The sequence below is a fragment of the Pseudonocardia kujensis genome (assembly GCF_021283305.1).
Taxonomy (GTDB): Bacteria; Actinomycetota; Actinomycetes; order Mycobacteriales; family Pseudonocardiaceae; genus Pseudonocardia; species Pseudonocardia kujensis.
On sequence record NZ_JAJSOK010000016.1, the window covers coordinates 77,751 to 91,881 of the forward strand.

The following is a 14,131-nucleotide window of genomic DNA, read 5'->3' on the forward strand; positions in this document are numbered from 1 at the left end:
ACCCGGCGTCACCCGCCCGCGTCGCGACGGCGCACGCCGCCGGGGCCGACGCTAGGTTCGCACGCAGGTTTTGGCAGGCGACACGCCGTGGTGCCCCCTCGCAGGAGCGGGGGCGGCCGCCGCGCAACCGGCAGGAGGTCGAAGAGGTCCGATGAACATCGTCGTGCTGGTCAAGCAGGTGCCGGACACCTACTCCGAGCGGAAACTGTCCTCGGGCGACCACACCCTGGACCGGGACGCCACGGACGCGGTGCTGGACGAGATCAACGAGCGCGCCATCGAGTCGGCGTTGCAGCTCAAGGAAGGCGACGGGGCCGGCGACTCCACGGTGACCGTCGTGGCCATGGGCCCGGACCGGGCTACGGACGCGATCCGCAAGGCGCTGAGCATGGGTGCGGACAAGGCGGTGCACCTGTCGGACGAGGCGCTGCACGGCTCGTGCGCGATCCAGACCTCGAAGGCGCTGGCCAAGGTGATCGGCACCCTGGGCGAGGTGGACCTGGTCCTGGCCGGGAACGAGGCCTCGGACGGGCGGACCGGGGCGATCCCGGCGATGGTGGCCGACGTGCTCGGGCTGCCCTCGCTGACCCACGCCCGCGAGCTGACCGTGGACGGGGCGACGGTCACGGTGCGCCGGGAGACCGACGACGGGGTCACCGTGCTGACCGCCGAGCTGCCCGCGGTGGTCTCGGTGAACGAGAAGATCAACGAGCCGCGGTACCCGTCGTTCAAGGGGATCATGGCGGCGAAGAAGAAGCCGGTCACCACGCTGACCCTGGCCGACGCCGGGATCGACGCCTCCGAGGTCGGGCTGGCCAACGCCACGTCCACGGTGACCTCCTCGCAGCCCAAGCCGCCGAAGTCCGGGGGCGAGAAGGTCACCGACGAGGGCGACGGCGGGCAGAAGATCGCCGCGTTCCTGGTCGGCCAGAAGCTCATCTGACCCACCCCGTAGAGACGACTTCCGAGAAGAGGCACAAGGAACATGGCTGAGGTTCTGGTCCTCGTCGACCATCTCGACGGGGAGATCAAGAAGAGCACGTTCGAGCTGCTGACCGCGGCCCGCGCGCTGGGCGAGCCGTCCGCGGTCGTGGTCGGCCCGGCCGGGTCCGCCGGGAAGCTGTCCGAGGGGCTCAAGGCCCACGGCGCGGCGAAGATCTACGTGGCGGAGACCGACTCGTCGGACTTCCTGACCCCGCAGGTGTCGGTGCTGGCCTCGCTGGTCGAGTCCAAGGACCCGGCGGCGGTGCTGATCGGCGTGTCGGCCGACGGCAAGGAGATCGCCGGCCGGCTGGCGATCCGCACCAACTCCGCGCTGCTCGGCGACGTCGTGGGCGTCTCTCCGGAGGGCGCGACCCACTCGGTGTTCGGTGGGGCGTTCATCGCCGAGGCCAAGGCCAACACCGCCCACCCGGTGATCACCCTGCGTCCGGGATCGGTCGAGGTCGAGCAGGCCGACGGCGCCGGTGCCGAGGAGACCGTCGAGGTCCCGGCCGCCTCGGGTCGTAGCGCCACGGTGCAGTCGCGCGAGCCGGTCACCGGCGGCGACCGCCCGGAGCTGACCGAGGCGAGCGTCATTGTCTCCGGTGGTCGTGGTGTGGGGTCGGCCGAGCAGTTCTCCGTGGTCGAGGGGCTGGCCGACTCCCTCGGTGCCGCCGTGGGCGCCTCGCGTGCCGCGGTGGACTCGGGCTTCTACCCGCACCAGTTCCAGGTCGGGCAGACCGGCAAGACCGTGTCCCCGCAGCTCTACATCGCGCTGGGCATCTCCGGTGCGATCCAGCACCGCGCGGGCATGCAGACCTCGAAGACGATCATCGCGGTCAACAAGGACCCGGAGGCCCCGATCTTCGAGATCGCCGACTTCGGCGTGGTGGGCGACCTGTTCAAGGTCGCGCCGCAGCTGCAGGAGGAAGTCACCAAGCGCAAGAGCTGATCTGCGCGGACCTGCGCGCGCGGCCCCGCCCCCCTCACTCCCGGGGCGGGGCCGCCGCCGTTCCCGGGGCCGCCACCCGACCGTGTGACGCCGCGCCGAGGTTCACCGGGCCTTCACGCGCGGGACGCCGCCGATGGCGTGCGTGTTCGGACCCGGCCGATACCAAGCATGCGTGACCTCATCCCAGGTTCTGGTCCGGACGCCCGAGGCGGCGGCCACGCGCTACTCGCTGCTGCTGACCACCGACTCCGCGGACGTCGAGGCCGCCCAGCGGCTCCGCCACCGGGTGTTCGCCGGGGAGCTCGGCGCGCAGCTCGACAGCCCGCGTCCCGGCCTCGACGCCGACCGGTTCGACGAGTTCTGCGACCACCTCGTGGTGCGGGAGGACGCGACCGGCGAGGTCGTCGGCACCTACCGGATGCTGCCGCCGCGCCGGGCGCGAGCCGCGGGCGGCCTGTACTCCGACGGCGAGTTCGACCTCACCGCCCTCGACCCCATCCGGGCGGAGCTGGTCGAGACCGGGCGCTCCTGTGTGCACCCCGACCACCGGGCGGGCGCCGTCGTGGGGCTGGTGTGGGCCGGGATCGCCCGGTACATGCTGCTCACCGGCAACCGCTGGCTGACCGGCTGCGCGAGCGTCCCGCTCGCCGACGGCGGCGCGCTGGCCGCCGGGGTCCGCGACACCGTCTTCGCCTCGCACCTCTCGCCGGCCGAGTACCGCGTGACGCCGCACCGGCCGTGGGACGCCGAGGCCGCCACCCGCCACCGCAAAACGGCCCTGCCGCCGCTGCTGCGCGGCTACCTGCGGCTGGGCGCCTGGGTGTGCGGGGAACCGGCCCACGATCCCGCCTTCGGCTGCGCCGACTTCCTCGTCCTGCTCGGCCTCGAGCACGCCGACCAGCGCTACCTCCGCTTCTTCCTGGGCGAGCAGTGAGCGAGCGGACCGCGCGCCGCACCATGCCGCGCGCGGACTCGCCGACCACGGCCCTGCGGATCCGCCGCGCGGCGCCCCGCCCTCCGGAGCCCCTCCCCGCCGGCGACGTCACCCTCCCGGCCGCCGCGCTCCGGACCCTCCACCCCACCCACCCCGGCCTCCCGGCGCTCGCCGACCGCCCGGCCTGGGCGCCCTGCTCGCCGTGCGGGCCCGACTGCCTCCCGGTTGCCGGCCCCCGCGCCGATCGGAGGGCCGGCCTCCGCGTGGCGCGCCGGCTCACCGCGCTGACGGCACTCCTGCTCGTCGCCCTGCCGGTCCTGCTCCTCGGCCCGAACCCGCGCCTGTTCCGGGCCGTGCTGCGTGCCGCGGGCGTCCGCCTCCGGATCCGGGGCACCACCTACGGGCACGGCGACGGGCACGGCGGGGTGCTGGTGGTCGCCAACCACCTGTCGTGGATCGACGTCGTGGCGCTCGGCGCCGTCGCCCCGGTCCGGATGATCGCGAAGCGCGAGGTGGCCGACTGGCCGCTGATCGGCGCGATCGCCCGCCGCACCGGCGCCCTGTTCGTCGACCGTGCCGGCCTGCGCGGGCTCCCCGACGTCGTCGCGGGCACGGCGGCCGCCCTGCGCGCCGGCACCACCGTCGGCGTCTTCCCCGAGGGCACGACCTGGTGCGGCTCGGCGTCGGGCCCGTTCCGGCGGGCCCCGTTCCAGGCCGCGCTCGACGCCGGCCGCCCGGTCCGGCCCGTCCGCATCGACCTCGCGCTGCCCGACGGCAGGCCCACCACCGCCGGCGCGTTCGTGGGCGACGAGACCCTCTGGGACTCGCTGCTGCGCGTCCTGCGGCTGGAGCGCCTGGACTGCACGCTCACCCTGCTGCCCGTGCTGGCGCCCGAGGGGGACCGGCGCACCCTCGCCGCCCGGGCCGAACGCGCGGTCGCGGCCGCGTAGTACCCACCCGCCGGAGGGCCGGGCCGCGGGCCGGCGTCTACCCTGAACGGCGATGAGCGACCAGGAGACCGCGCCCGCCACGGGAGCCCGACGTCGAGCGGGGTCCCGGCCGTGACGTACCTGGACCACGCCGCCACCACCCCGATGGTGCCCGAGGCCGTCGCCGTGATGGCAGAGGCCATGGCGCGCACCGGGAACGCGTCGTCGTTGCACTCCGCGGGCCGGCGCGCCCGGCGCGAGGTCGAGGAGTCCCGCGAGGGCATCGCCGCGGCGGTCGGCGCCCGGCCGTCGGAGGTCGTGTTCACCACGGGCGGCACGGAGAGCGACAACCTGGCGGTCAAGGGCCTCTTCTGGGCCCGCCGCGCCGCCGACGCCCGCCGGACGCGGGTGCTGGTCTCGGCCATCGAGCACCATGCCGTGCTCGAGTCGGCGGAGTGGCTCGTCGAGCACGAGGGCGCCGAGCTGGTCCTGCTCCCCGTCGACGCCGCCGGCCGTGTCCGCCCCGAGGTGCTGCGCGCCGCGATCGAGGAGGCCCCCGAGGCCACCGCGCTGGTCTCGGTGATGTGGGCGAACAACGAGGTCGGCACGGTCAACCCGATCCGCGAGCTCGCCGCCGTCGCGCACGGGTACGGCGTCCCGATGCACACCGACGCGGTGCAGGCCGTCGGCATCCTGCCCATCGACTTCGGTGCCAGCGGGGTCGACGCCCTCACCCTCACCGGGCACAAGCTCGGCGGCCCCTACGGCGCGGGCGCGCTGCTGCTCGGCCGCGAGGTCGGGATGGTGCCGCTGCTGCACGGGGGCGGTCAGGAGCGCGACGTCCGCTCCGGCACGCTCGACACGCCCGCGGTCCTCGGGCTGGCCACCGCGGTGCAGAAGGCGGTCGCCGACGCCCCGCGCCGCGCGGCCGTGCTCACCGGCCTGCGGGACGAGCTGGTGAGCCGGATCCGCGCGGTCGTCCCCGACGCCACGCTCAACGGCGACCCGGGCACGGCGGTGATCGACGGCGGCCCGTCGCGCCTGCCGGGCAACGCGCACCTCAGCTTCCCCGGCTGCGAGGGCGACAGCCTGCTCATGCTGCTCGACGCGCACGGCATCGAGTGCTCCACCGGCTCGGCGTGCACCTCCGGCGTGGCCCAGCCCAGCCACGTCCTGCTGGCCATGGGCGCGAGCGAGGCGGTGGCGCGCGGTTCGCTGCGCTTCTCCATGGGACACACCACCACCGAGGCCGACGTCGCCGCGGTCGTCGACGTCATCGGTCAGGTCGTCGAGCGGGCCCGCCGGGCCAGCGCGGGCGGCACGCGCCGGCGGGAAACCGCCGGCAGCGCGTGAGGGTGCCGGGCTCATGAGGGTTCTCGCGGCGCTCTCCGGCGGCGTCGACTCCTCGGTCGCCGCGGCGCGGGCGGTCGCGGCCGGGCACGAGGTGGTCGGGGTCCACCTGGCGCTCTCCCGCACGCGCGACGCGCTGCGCTCCGGCTCCCGGGGCTGCTGCTCGCGCGAGGACGCCGCCGATGCCGCCCGTGTCGCCGACGTGCTCGGGATCCCGTACTACGTGTGGGACCTGTCGGAGGAGTTCGCCGAGGACGTGGTCGAGGACTTCGTCGCGAGCTACGCGGCGGGCGAGACGCCCAACCCGTGCCTGCGCTGCAACGAGAAGATCAAGTTCGCGGCGGTGCTGGACCGGGCGCTCGCGCTGGGCTTCGACGCCGTGTGCACCGGCCACTACGCCCGCCTCGAGCAGGGCGTCCTGCGCCGGGCCACGGACGCGGGCAAGGACCAGTCCTACGTGCTCGCCGTGCTGCGCGCCGACCAGCTCGCGCACGCGATGTTCCCGGTCGGCGACACCGGCAAGCCCGCGATCCGGGAAGAGGCCGCCCGGCTCGGGCTGCGCACCGCGGCCAAGCCGGACAGCCACGACATCTGCTTCATCCCCGACGGCGACACCCGCGGCTTCCTGCGCGAGCGCCTCGGCGAGCGGCCCGGCGAGATCGTCGACGCGGTGACCGGGGAGGTCCTCGGCGCCCACGCCGGGGTGCACGGCTTCACCGTGGGCCAGCGCAAGGGCCTCGGCGTCGACCGGCCCGCCGCCGACGGGCGCCCCCGGTACGTGCTCGGGATCGAGCCGGTCAGCGGCACCGTGACGGTCGGGCCCGGGTCGGCGCTGGAGGTCCGGACCGTCGAGGCCCGGCGCCCGGTCTGGTGCTCGGGCACCGCGCCCGGCGGCCCGTTCGCGTGCACCGTCCAGGTCCGGGCGCACGGCGGCACGGCACCCGCCGAGGTCACGCCGCTGGCGGACAGCGTGCGCGTCGAGCTCGCCGAGCCGCTCCGGGGGGTCGCGCCCGGCCAGGCGGTCGCCTTCTACCGCGAGGACCCGGGGGGCGACGTCGTGCTCGGCTCGGCCACCATCACCGCGACGGCGTGAGCCCGGTTCAGATCACCGACACCTCGGCGACCATGCCGCGCATGAGGTGCGGCGGCCCGTCGCCGTTGCCGAGCGGGCAGAGCACCAGGTAGCGCCCCGCGGGCAGGTCGACCAGCATCCCGCCCTGCTGACCGGGCGCCGCGGTCGTCGCACCGGGAACCACGTCCACCTGCTGCGCCAGCTGCTCCGGCGCCGTCGCCACGACCTGCGCGACGGTCACGGCCTGGTCCTTCGGCCGCACGATCAGCAGACCGTGGTACAGGTTCGCCGTCGACCGGTTCGTCAGCCGGAACGCCGCCGGACCCGGGTGCAGCGTCGCGGGGACGCCGTCGAGCCGGTACTCCGTGGCCGTGACCTGGACCTGCTGGTAGCCGCAGTGGTCGTAGGCCCAGGACTCGTAGTCGTTCACGCTCCGCGCGACGACCGGGGCGTCCGTCGCGGCCGCGGTCCCGGTCGCCGCGGTCGACCGCAGCACGCCCTGCAATGCGGTCAGCGAGGGCCACACGTCCGCGGGCGCAGTCGTGACCGCGGAGTCGATCAGCGGCAGGATCCGGCCGGCCCACTCCCGCACGGCGGCCGGGTCGGGTGTCGACGGATCACCGGCGGGCGGGGGCACGGCGTCGATCTTCACCAGGGTCGTGCAGGTCGCGTCGAGCGGGGCGGGGGCCTCCGCGGCGCCCGCGGTGGGGGCCGGGCCGGCCGCGCACGCGACCACCCCGCCGACCAGCGCCGCGACCGCCGTCGCCGCCCCCAGCAGCCGCGTCGTCCGGATCCCCGTCCATGTGCCCATGAGGTCCCCCAACCCTGAGGCGGCGCCGCCCGCGCGGGGCGAGCATGGGCGCGCGGCCGGCCGCCGGGCAGGGCCTGAGGACCCCGGTCCGTACGCAGTTCCTGCACCGCCCCCGCCCCGTCCCGGCACCGTGTCCGCCTTGTCCCCGGCATACCGGGCCCGGCGCGGCACGCCGCCGGCGGCAGTGTGAGACTCGACCCCGTGAGCACGCCCGACGACCCGCTGGCCGCCCTCCTTGCCGCCGCCGGCCTGGGCGAGGAGAAGTCCGAACCCGAGGACGACCCGTTGGCCGCCGCCCTCGCCGCCGCCGGCCTGGGCGACGCCCGCCCGGGGGAGTCGGTCGCCCCCGAGCCGCGCATCCAGGTGAGCGCGGCCCCGGAGGAACCCGAGGAGGAGGGCCCGACCGAGCGGTGGCCCGCGGGTGCGGCGACGGGCGTGGGCTCGCTGCCCGGCACCGACCCGCGCGAGGCCGCCGCGACCGTCGCGGGGGAGTTCCCGCTGCTGCCGCACCTGCCGGAGCTGCCGGCCCGGGGCGTCGGCGCGGACCCGGTCGGCCGGGCCGCGGGTCTGCTCGTCGACCTGGCGGTGGAGGTCGTGCCCACGGCCTGGCGGGTCACCGCACGCCCGGGCAAGGACCACCGCCGCGCCGTCGACCTGCTGCGCGCCGACCTCGACGCCCTCGACGAGGCCTGCGACCGGACCCGGCCGGACTGGGTGAAGGTGCAGGTCGTGGGCCCCTGGACGCTCGCGGCGTCGGTCGAGCTGGCGAGCGGGCACCGGGTGCTCACCGACCGCGGGGCCGTCCGGGAGTTCGCCGTGAGCCTCACCGAGGGCCTGCGCGCGCACGTCGCGGAGGTGGCGGAGCGGACGGGCGCCCACGTCGTCGTCCAGCTCGACGAGCCGCGCCTCGCCGCGGTACTGGCCGGTGCCCTGCCCACGGCGTCGGGCTACGGGACGGTGCGGGCGGTGCCCGAGCCGGAGGCCCAGGACACGTTGCGCGACATGATCTCGGCGCTGCGGGTGCCCGTCACGGTGCGGGTCCCGGGCGACCGTCCCCCGCTGCGGGTCCTGCGCGACGTCGGCGCCGCCGCCCTCGGCATCGACGCCACCCGGCCGTCGATCTCCGGCGACACCGCCCTGCCCGCGGCGCTCGACGCCGTCGGCGAGGTGTGGGACGCCGGCCTGCCGCTCTTCCTCGGTCTGGTCCCCGTTCGCGACCCGGGCGAGCCGCTCGAGACCGCGACCCTGGCGCGGCGGGCCTTCGACCTGGCCGACCGGCTCGGGTTCGACCGGGCCCGGCTCGCCGAGCTGGCCGTCCCGACACCGGCCGGCGGCCTGGCCCGGGCCACCCCGGACTGGGCACGGCGGGCGATGGAGCTCAGCCGCGACCTCGGCCGGGCGTTCACCGACCCGGACGAGCTGCCGGGCACCGAGCAGACGGGCCGCTGACCGCCCGCACGCGAACGGCGCCCCCACCGGGTGGGAGCGCCGTTCGTGCGAGCCCGGGTCAGGAGGCGGGGACGGCCACCGGGGCGTCGGACGTCTCGTAGAGGTCCCGGCGGAACCGCTCCTTGATCGTCGCGACGGCGATGAAGGTGACCGCCGCGCCCGCGACGATGTAGAGCGACACCGACCACGAGGCCCCCGTCGCGGCCAGCAGCGCGGTCATGATGAACGGCGCGAGCCCGCCCGCGAACACCGACGCGAACTGGTAGCCGAGCGAGGCGCCGGAGTACCGGACGTCGGCCGGGAACATCTCGGCGTACAGCGTGGCCTGCGGGCCGTACATCGTGGCGTGGATCGTGAAGCCGATCAGCAGCGCCAGGAAGACCAGCGGCACGGAGCCGGTGTTCACCATCCAGAACATCGGGAACGCGAACAGCGCCATCAGCACGGTGCCGGTCAGGTACAGCTTCTTGCGGGTGCCCATGCGGTCGGTGAGCCCGCCGAAGAAGGGCATCGTGACGACCTGGGTCAGCCCGGCGCCCATCACGCACCACAGGATCGAGGTGCGGGACATGCCGACGGTCTTGGTCGCGTAGTCGAGCATGCCGCTGATGAGGATGTAGAAGGTCGCGTTGACCACGAAGAAGGCGCCCGCGGCCTGCAGGATCTCCTTCCAGTACCGGCGGACCGCCTGGACCAGCGGCGCCTTGCGCAGCCCGGCCTCCCGCTTCGACTCGACCGAGCGCTGCTGCAGCTCGCGGAACACCGGGGTGTCCTCGATCTTGAGCTGCACGTAGATCCCGATCAGCACCAGCACCAGGCCGGACAGGAACGGGATCCGCCAGCCCCACGAGTCGAACTGCTCCGGGGTGGTCACGGCGGTGATGACCAGGAAGAAGACGTTGCCGGCCACGGCGCCGAAGATCGCGCCGGTCTGCACGAGGCTGCCGTAGAACCCGCGGCGCTCGATCGGCGCGTGCTCGGTGAGCAGCAGCGCGGCGCCGCCCCACTGCGCGCCGACGCCCAGGCCCTGCACCAGCCGCGCGACCACGAGCAGGATCGGCGCCCAGACGCCGATGGTGGCGTAGCCCGGCAGCACGCCGATCGCGGTGGTCGCGAGGCCCATGACCAGCATCGCGACGACGAGCGGGGGCTTGCGGCCGAACCGGTCGCCCACGTGCCCGGCGATGATGCCGCCCAGCGGCCGGGCGACGAAGCCGACGGCGAACGTCGCGAACGAGGCGAGCGTGCCGGCGACCGGGCTGGCCGAGGGGAAGAACTGGTGGCCGAGCACGAGCGCGGCGGCCGTCGCGTAGATCAGGAAGTCGAACCACTCGAGAGTGGTGGCGAAGACCGCGGCCGCGGCGAGCCTTCCCATGCGCGGGGGAGCGGTGTGCTCCCCCCGGTCGAGCTTCTCGGGGGACATGTCGGCAACCTCCGCCACGGTGCGGCTGCGTCGCCCGCGGGGTGCGAGCGACGGTACGAACGATCGTTCTTACCGTAACCGCGGTGTCCCGGGTGGACAAGGGGTGGGGTGTCAGACGTGCGGCAGCGGTGCCTCGAGCAGGGCCAGCGCGTACCGGGCGTGCTGCTCGGCGAGCTGTCCCCGGGAGAGCCGGCCGTCCGGTCGGTACCAGGTCGCGACGGCGTTGACCATGGACAGGATCGCGCGCGCGGCGTCGGCGGCGTGCGGCGTGCGGAACTCCCCGTGCGCCACGCCCTGCTCCACGATGGCGCCGAAGATCGCCTGCGTGCGGTCGCGGTCGGCCACGAGCCGCGCTCGGTCCTCGCCCTGCAGGTAGCGCACCTCGGCGGTGGAGACCAGCATCGCGAGCTGCTGGTCCACCACGAACCCGACGTAGGCGCGCACCGCCTCGCGCATCCGGGAGGTGGCGTCGTCGCCCGCGTCGGCGACCGCCCGCCGGACCCGCGCCTCGAGCTCGGTGTTGGCGTGCCGCAGCACCTCGGCGAGCAGGTGCGACTTCGAGGGGAAGTAGTTGTAGAGGTTCGACAGGCTGGTGCCGGCGCGTTTCGCGACGTCGCGCATCGAGGCGCCGTTGAACCCCTGCGCGCCGAACGCGGCCAGCGCGGCGTTGAGGATCGCGGCCTCGTTCCCGCGCCCCGTGTCGGCGACCAGGAGCACCGAGGAACGATCGTTCATGTCGCCCAGGCTAGTGCAGTCCCGGCGCTTGACGACGGGTGCAGCCGGGTGGTTTCGTCGAACATGCAAGAACGTTCGTTCGTGCCGCCGTCCGCACACCGTCGTCGACGAAGGGGGTTCGCGTGACGACCGACCAGGTCCTGCGACCCGACACCCGGACCGGGCCGGGCCGCCGGTTCGAGGAGTTCACGGTCGGGGAGCGCTTCACCAGCGCGCCCCGGACCGTCACCGCCGCCGACCTGGCGGAGTTCACCCGGCTCTCCGGTGACGACCACCCGTTGCACGCGGGGGCGGACGGGATCCTGCAGGGGCCGTTCGGCATCGCGGTGGCGATGGGCCTGTTGCAGGGCCTCGGTCTGCACGGGTCGGCGATCCGTGGGCTGCTGGACACGCACTGGAGCTACCGGCTGCCGGTGCGGGTCGGGGACACCCTCCGCCTGGAGATGACGGTGGTGCGCTGCCGCCGCACCCGCAAGGGCGACGCCGGGGTGGTGACCCGGCACATGCGGCTGGTCGACGAGCAGGGTCGCACCGTGCAGGAGGGCACCACGTCGGCGCTGGTCGACGCGGCCGGGCCGGGCCCGGACCCGGTGGGCCGGGCGTTCGGGACCGTCGCGTGGGGCGAGGCGCTGGTCGCCGCGCTGCCGCCGGCCTTCGCCGAGTCGCTGGCCACCTGGGACGGGGCGATCGGGCTGCGTGCCGGCGAGCACGAGGTGTGCCTGCGGGTCTACCGCGGCAAGGTCATCGAGGTGGCCGGGCGCGCGGCGCTGGGCCCGACCTTCACCGTCGAGGCCGACGAGCTGACCTGGACCGAGCTGGTCACGGCCCCGACCAACGAGTTCACCCGCTTCGCGATGTCCGGCCGGTTCGGCATGCGCGGCAACGGCTACGAGTACCTGCGTCTGACGAAGGCCCTGCACCTGATCGTCGACGCGGCCCGGGGGATCGCATGAGGTACGTCGACATCGCGGGCGCGCTGGCGTTCGTCGAGGAGCACGGGCCGGGCGGGAACGCTCCCGTGCTGTGCCTGCACACCGCGGGGCAGAGCGGGGTGCAGTGGCGCCACGTCGCCCCGGCGCTGGCCGCCCGCGGCTTCCGGGTGGTGGTGCCGGACCTGCCCGGGCACGGCCGGTCGGAGCCCGCGCCGGGTGGCCCGGTCACCGACCTGGGCGACTACGCCGCCTGGTGCCTCGAGCTGATCGACGCCCTGGGGTTGGACCGCCCGTACGTCGTCGGCTGCTCGATCGGCGGGAAGATCACCCTGGATCTGGCCGCGCGCGCGTCGGACCGGCTGGCGGGCGTCGTGGCGATGGCGGCGAACGCCTGGACCGGGGGCACGCCCTCGGAGCGCGGGCTGCGCCGCGAGCTGGCCGACGTCGCCGCCCCGAGCCGGACGGACCGGACCTACCTGGGGACGCTCGCCGTCGTCGGGCGCTCGGTGCCGGCGGAGCGGGCGGAGCTGATCGCGACGATGCACCGGCGCGAGGACCCGGCGATCTCGAACTCGGACCTGATCGGCTGGACGACCCACGACCTGCGCGAGCGCCTCGGCGGGGTCACCTGCCCGGCGCACCTCGTCGTCGGCGCCGACGACCTGTGGGTCCCGGCCGCCGGCACCGGGGCGGCGGCCGCGCTGATCCCCGGCGCGCGGTGCACGGTCCTCGACGGGATCGGGCACTATCCGATGGAGGAGATCGAGGGCTTCGACGGCGTGCTCGCGGGCTGGCTCGCGGAGCTCGGGAGCGAGGTGGCGGCATGAGCGTGGTCGCGGACGGAGCGAACGGATCGGACGGATCGGACGAGGAGCGCGAGCCGCTCGTCGCCCCGCACCCCGTCTCGCCGCTCCCGGCGTCGGGCCCGGTGCCGCGGGACCTCCCGGACCTGCTCGGCCGGCTCGCCGCGCGCGACCCCGACCCGGTCGTCGTGCTGGACAAGGGCCCGGCCGGCGAGCGGATCCCGGTGACCCGCGGCGAGCTGTGGCGGCGCACCGGCGCGCTGGCCGAGGAGCTGCGCACCCGCGGGGTCGGCGCCGGAGACTGCGTCGCCGTGTGGATGCCCAACTGGAGCGACGCGCTGGCCTGGCAGTTCGGGGTCGCGGCCCGCGGGGCGCACGTCATCGGGATCAACACCCGGTACAACGTGGAGGAGGTCCGGCACGTCCTCGAGCGCGCCCGGCCGAAGCTCGTCGCCCTGGCCCACGACTTCCACGGGCTCGACCTGCTCGGCCGGCTGAAGGAGGCGATCGGCGACGGGCCCGCCCCGCCGGTCGCGGTCGTCGCCGGCCCGGGCCGGGAGGCACCGGACCCGGCGGGCGCCGACGTCGGCGGCGGCGCGTGGGTGCCGACCCTGACCGACGGCTCGATCGACGGCACGGTGCCCGGTTCGGACCCCGCGGACCTCGCCGTGGCGTTCACGACGTCCGGCTCGACCGGCATGCCCAAGCTCGCGGCGCACTCCGCGAGCGGCGTGCTGGCGCACGCGGCCGCCGACGCCGCGACCCTCGGGATCGCCGAGGGCGACCCCGTGCTCTGCGCCCTGCCGCTCTCCGGGGTGTTCGGCTACCAGACGGCGATGGCCGCGCTGGCCGCCGGCGGGGTCTGCGTGTTCGCGCCGGTGTTCTCGGCCGACGCGGTGCTCGACGACATGGAGTCCCTCGGCGTCACGCACGTCGTCGGCGGCGACGACCTGGTGCTGCGGCTGGCCGAGGCGTGGCGGGAGCGCCCGCGCGACCTCTCGGCCTGGCGCTGGTGGGGCGTGGCGGACTTCCAGGGCCGCTCCCGCGAGCTGGCCGTCTGGGCGCGCGACGAGTTCGGCACGCTCACCTCCGGGGTCTACGGCTCGTCGGAGCTGTTCGCGCTCACCTCCCACTGGCCGGACGACGAGCCGGAGCCGGGCCGCTGGGTCGGCGGCGGACGCGTCGTCCACCCCGGCATCGAGGTGCGGGTGGCCGACCCGGTCACCGAGGAGGTGCTCGCCCCCGGCCACGAGGGCGAGCTGCAGTTCCGCGGGCCCAACGTGGTCGACGCCTACCTGGGGGCCGAGGTCCCGGGCGCCTTCACCCGCGACGGCTGGTTCCACTCCGGCGACCTGGGCACGATCGTCGACGACGGGGTGTTCGCCTACGTCTGCCGGATGGGCGACGCCCTGCGGCTGCACGGCTTCCTCGTGGACCCCGCGGAGATCGAGGTCCGGCTGGCCGCCCACCCGGACGTGCACACGGCGAAGGTCGTCGGCGTCCCGGACGCCTCGGGAGCCACGGTCGCGATCGGTTTCGTGGTGCCCGAGGAGGGCAGCGCGCCGGACCCGGCCGCGCTGCGGGCCTGGTGCGCCGAGGGGCTGGCCAAGTTCAAGGTGCCGGAGACGGTGCACGTCATCGAGACGATGCCGACGACCTCGGGGACCAACGGCACCAAGATCCGCGCCGCCGCCCTGCGGGAGTGGGCGGCCGCCGCACGCTGAGTTCGCACGGATCTGTCGGTGGGGCCGACTAACCTG

13 protein-coding genes are annotated in these 14,131 nt (G+C 75.3%); 10 read left to right on the forward strand and 3 right to left on the reverse strand.

Annotated elements, in window-relative coordinates:
* Window positions 1–151: 151 nt before the first annotated feature.
* From LWC35_RS14070 to mnmA, 6 genes are all read left to right on the forward strand, one after another.
* Window positions 152–943 (forward strand): electron transfer flavoprotein subunit beta/FixA family protein, encoded by a 792-nt coding sequence (locus LWC35_RS14070; protein ID WP_232870555.1) that lies wholly within the window; start codon window positions 152–154, stop codon window positions 941–943.
* Window positions 944–985: 42 nt separating this feature from the next.
* Window positions 986–1,933, forward strand: coding sequence for an electron transfer flavoprotein subunit alpha/FixB family protein (locus LWC35_RS14075; protein WP_232870556.1), 948 nt, complete (start codon window positions 986–988; stop codon window positions 1,931–1,933).
* Between the two features lie 172 nt (window positions 1,934–2,105).
* Window positions 2,106–2,867, forward strand: a complete 762-nt coding sequence (locus LWC35_RS14080) for a GNAT family N-acetyltransferase (RefSeq protein ID WP_232870557.1) — start codon at window positions 2,106–2,108, stop codon at window positions 2,865–2,867.
* Window positions 2,864–3,817 (forward strand): lysophospholipid acyltransferase family protein, encoded by a 954-nt coding sequence (locus LWC35_RS14085; protein WP_232870558.1) that lies wholly within the window; start codon window positions 2,864–2,866, stop codon window positions 3,815–3,817. Before LWC35_RS14080 ends, LWC35_RS14085 begins: the two co-directional genes overlap by 4 nt.
* A 120-nt stretch (window positions 3,818–3,937) precedes the next feature.
* Window positions 3,938–5,149 (forward strand): cysteine desulfurase family protein, encoded by a 1,212-nt coding sequence (locus LWC35_RS14090; RefSeq protein ID WP_269804130.1) that lies wholly within the window; start codon window positions 3,938–3,940, stop codon window positions 5,147–5,149.
* Between the two features lie 13 nt (window positions 5,150–5,162).
* Window positions 5,163–6,239, forward strand: coding sequence for a tRNA 2-thiouridine(34) synthase MnmA (gene mnmA / locus LWC35_RS14095; RefSeq protein ID WP_232870560.1), 1,077 nt, complete (start codon window positions 5,163–5,165; stop codon window positions 6,237–6,239).
* A gap of 7 nt (window positions 6,240–6,246) precedes the next feature.
* Here the strand turns inward: mnmA and LWC35_RS14100 are convergent, their stop codons facing one another.
* Complete coding sequence (locus tag LWC35_RS14100; RefSeq protein WP_232870561.1) at window positions 6,247–7,029, reverse strand: hypothetical protein; 783 nt, start codon at window positions 7,027–7,029, stop codon at window positions 6,247–6,249.
* Between the two features lie 363 nt (window positions 7,030–7,392).
* Here LWC35_RS14100 and LWC35_RS14105 point away from each other — a divergent pair, with 363 nt between their 5' ends.
* Entirely contained in the window at window positions 7,393–8,478 is a 1,086-nt protein-coding gene (locus tag LWC35_RS14105) for a uroporphyrinogen decarboxylase/cobalamine-independent methonine synthase family protein (protein WP_232870598.1), read from the forward strand.
* A 58-nt stretch (window positions 8,479–8,536) separates the two neighbouring features.
* On the opposite strand, the gene LWC35_RS14110 is transcribed toward LWC35_RS14105, so the two are convergent.
* Both LWC35_RS14110 and LWC35_RS14115 read right to left on the reverse strand, forming a co-directional pair.
* A complete protein-coding gene (locus LWC35_RS14110; RefSeq protein ID WP_232870562.1) occupies window positions 8,537–9,901 on the reverse strand; it encodes an MFS transporter in 1,365 nt (454 codons plus the stop codon).
* Between the two features lie 111 nt (window positions 9,902–10,012).
* Window positions 10,013–10,636: a TetR/AcrR family transcriptional regulator gene (locus LWC35_RS14115; RefSeq protein WP_232870563.1), complete on the reverse strand. Its 624-nt coding sequence runs from the start codon at window positions 10,634–10,636 to the stop codon at window positions 10,013–10,015.
* A gap of 122 nt (window positions 10,637–10,758) precedes the next feature.
* On the opposite strand from LWC35_RS14115, the gene LWC35_RS14120 reads away from it, so the two are divergent.
* The 3 genes from LWC35_RS14120 to LWC35_RS14130 are packed head-to-tail and all read left to right on the forward strand — an operon-like array spanning window position 10,759 to window position 14,095.
* On the forward strand, window positions 10,759–11,589 hold the full coding sequence (locus LWC35_RS14120; protein WP_232870564.1) for a MaoC/PaaZ C-terminal domain-containing protein: 831 nt from the start codon (window positions 10,759–10,761) through the stop codon (window positions 11,587–11,589).
* Window positions 11,586–12,395: an alpha/beta fold hydrolase gene (locus tag LWC35_RS14125; protein WP_232870565.1), complete on the forward strand. Its 810-nt coding sequence runs from the start codon at window positions 11,586–11,588 to the stop codon at window positions 12,393–12,395. Before LWC35_RS14120 ends, LWC35_RS14125 begins: the two co-directional genes overlap by 4 nt.
* Window positions 12,392–14,095 (forward strand): AMP-binding protein, encoded by a 1,704-nt coding sequence (locus tag LWC35_RS14130; protein ID WP_232870566.1) that lies wholly within the window; start codon window positions 12,392–12,394, stop codon window positions 14,093–14,095. Before LWC35_RS14125 ends, LWC35_RS14130 begins: the two co-directional genes overlap by 4 nt.
* The last annotated feature ends 36 nt before the right edge of the window (window positions 14,096–14,131 follow it).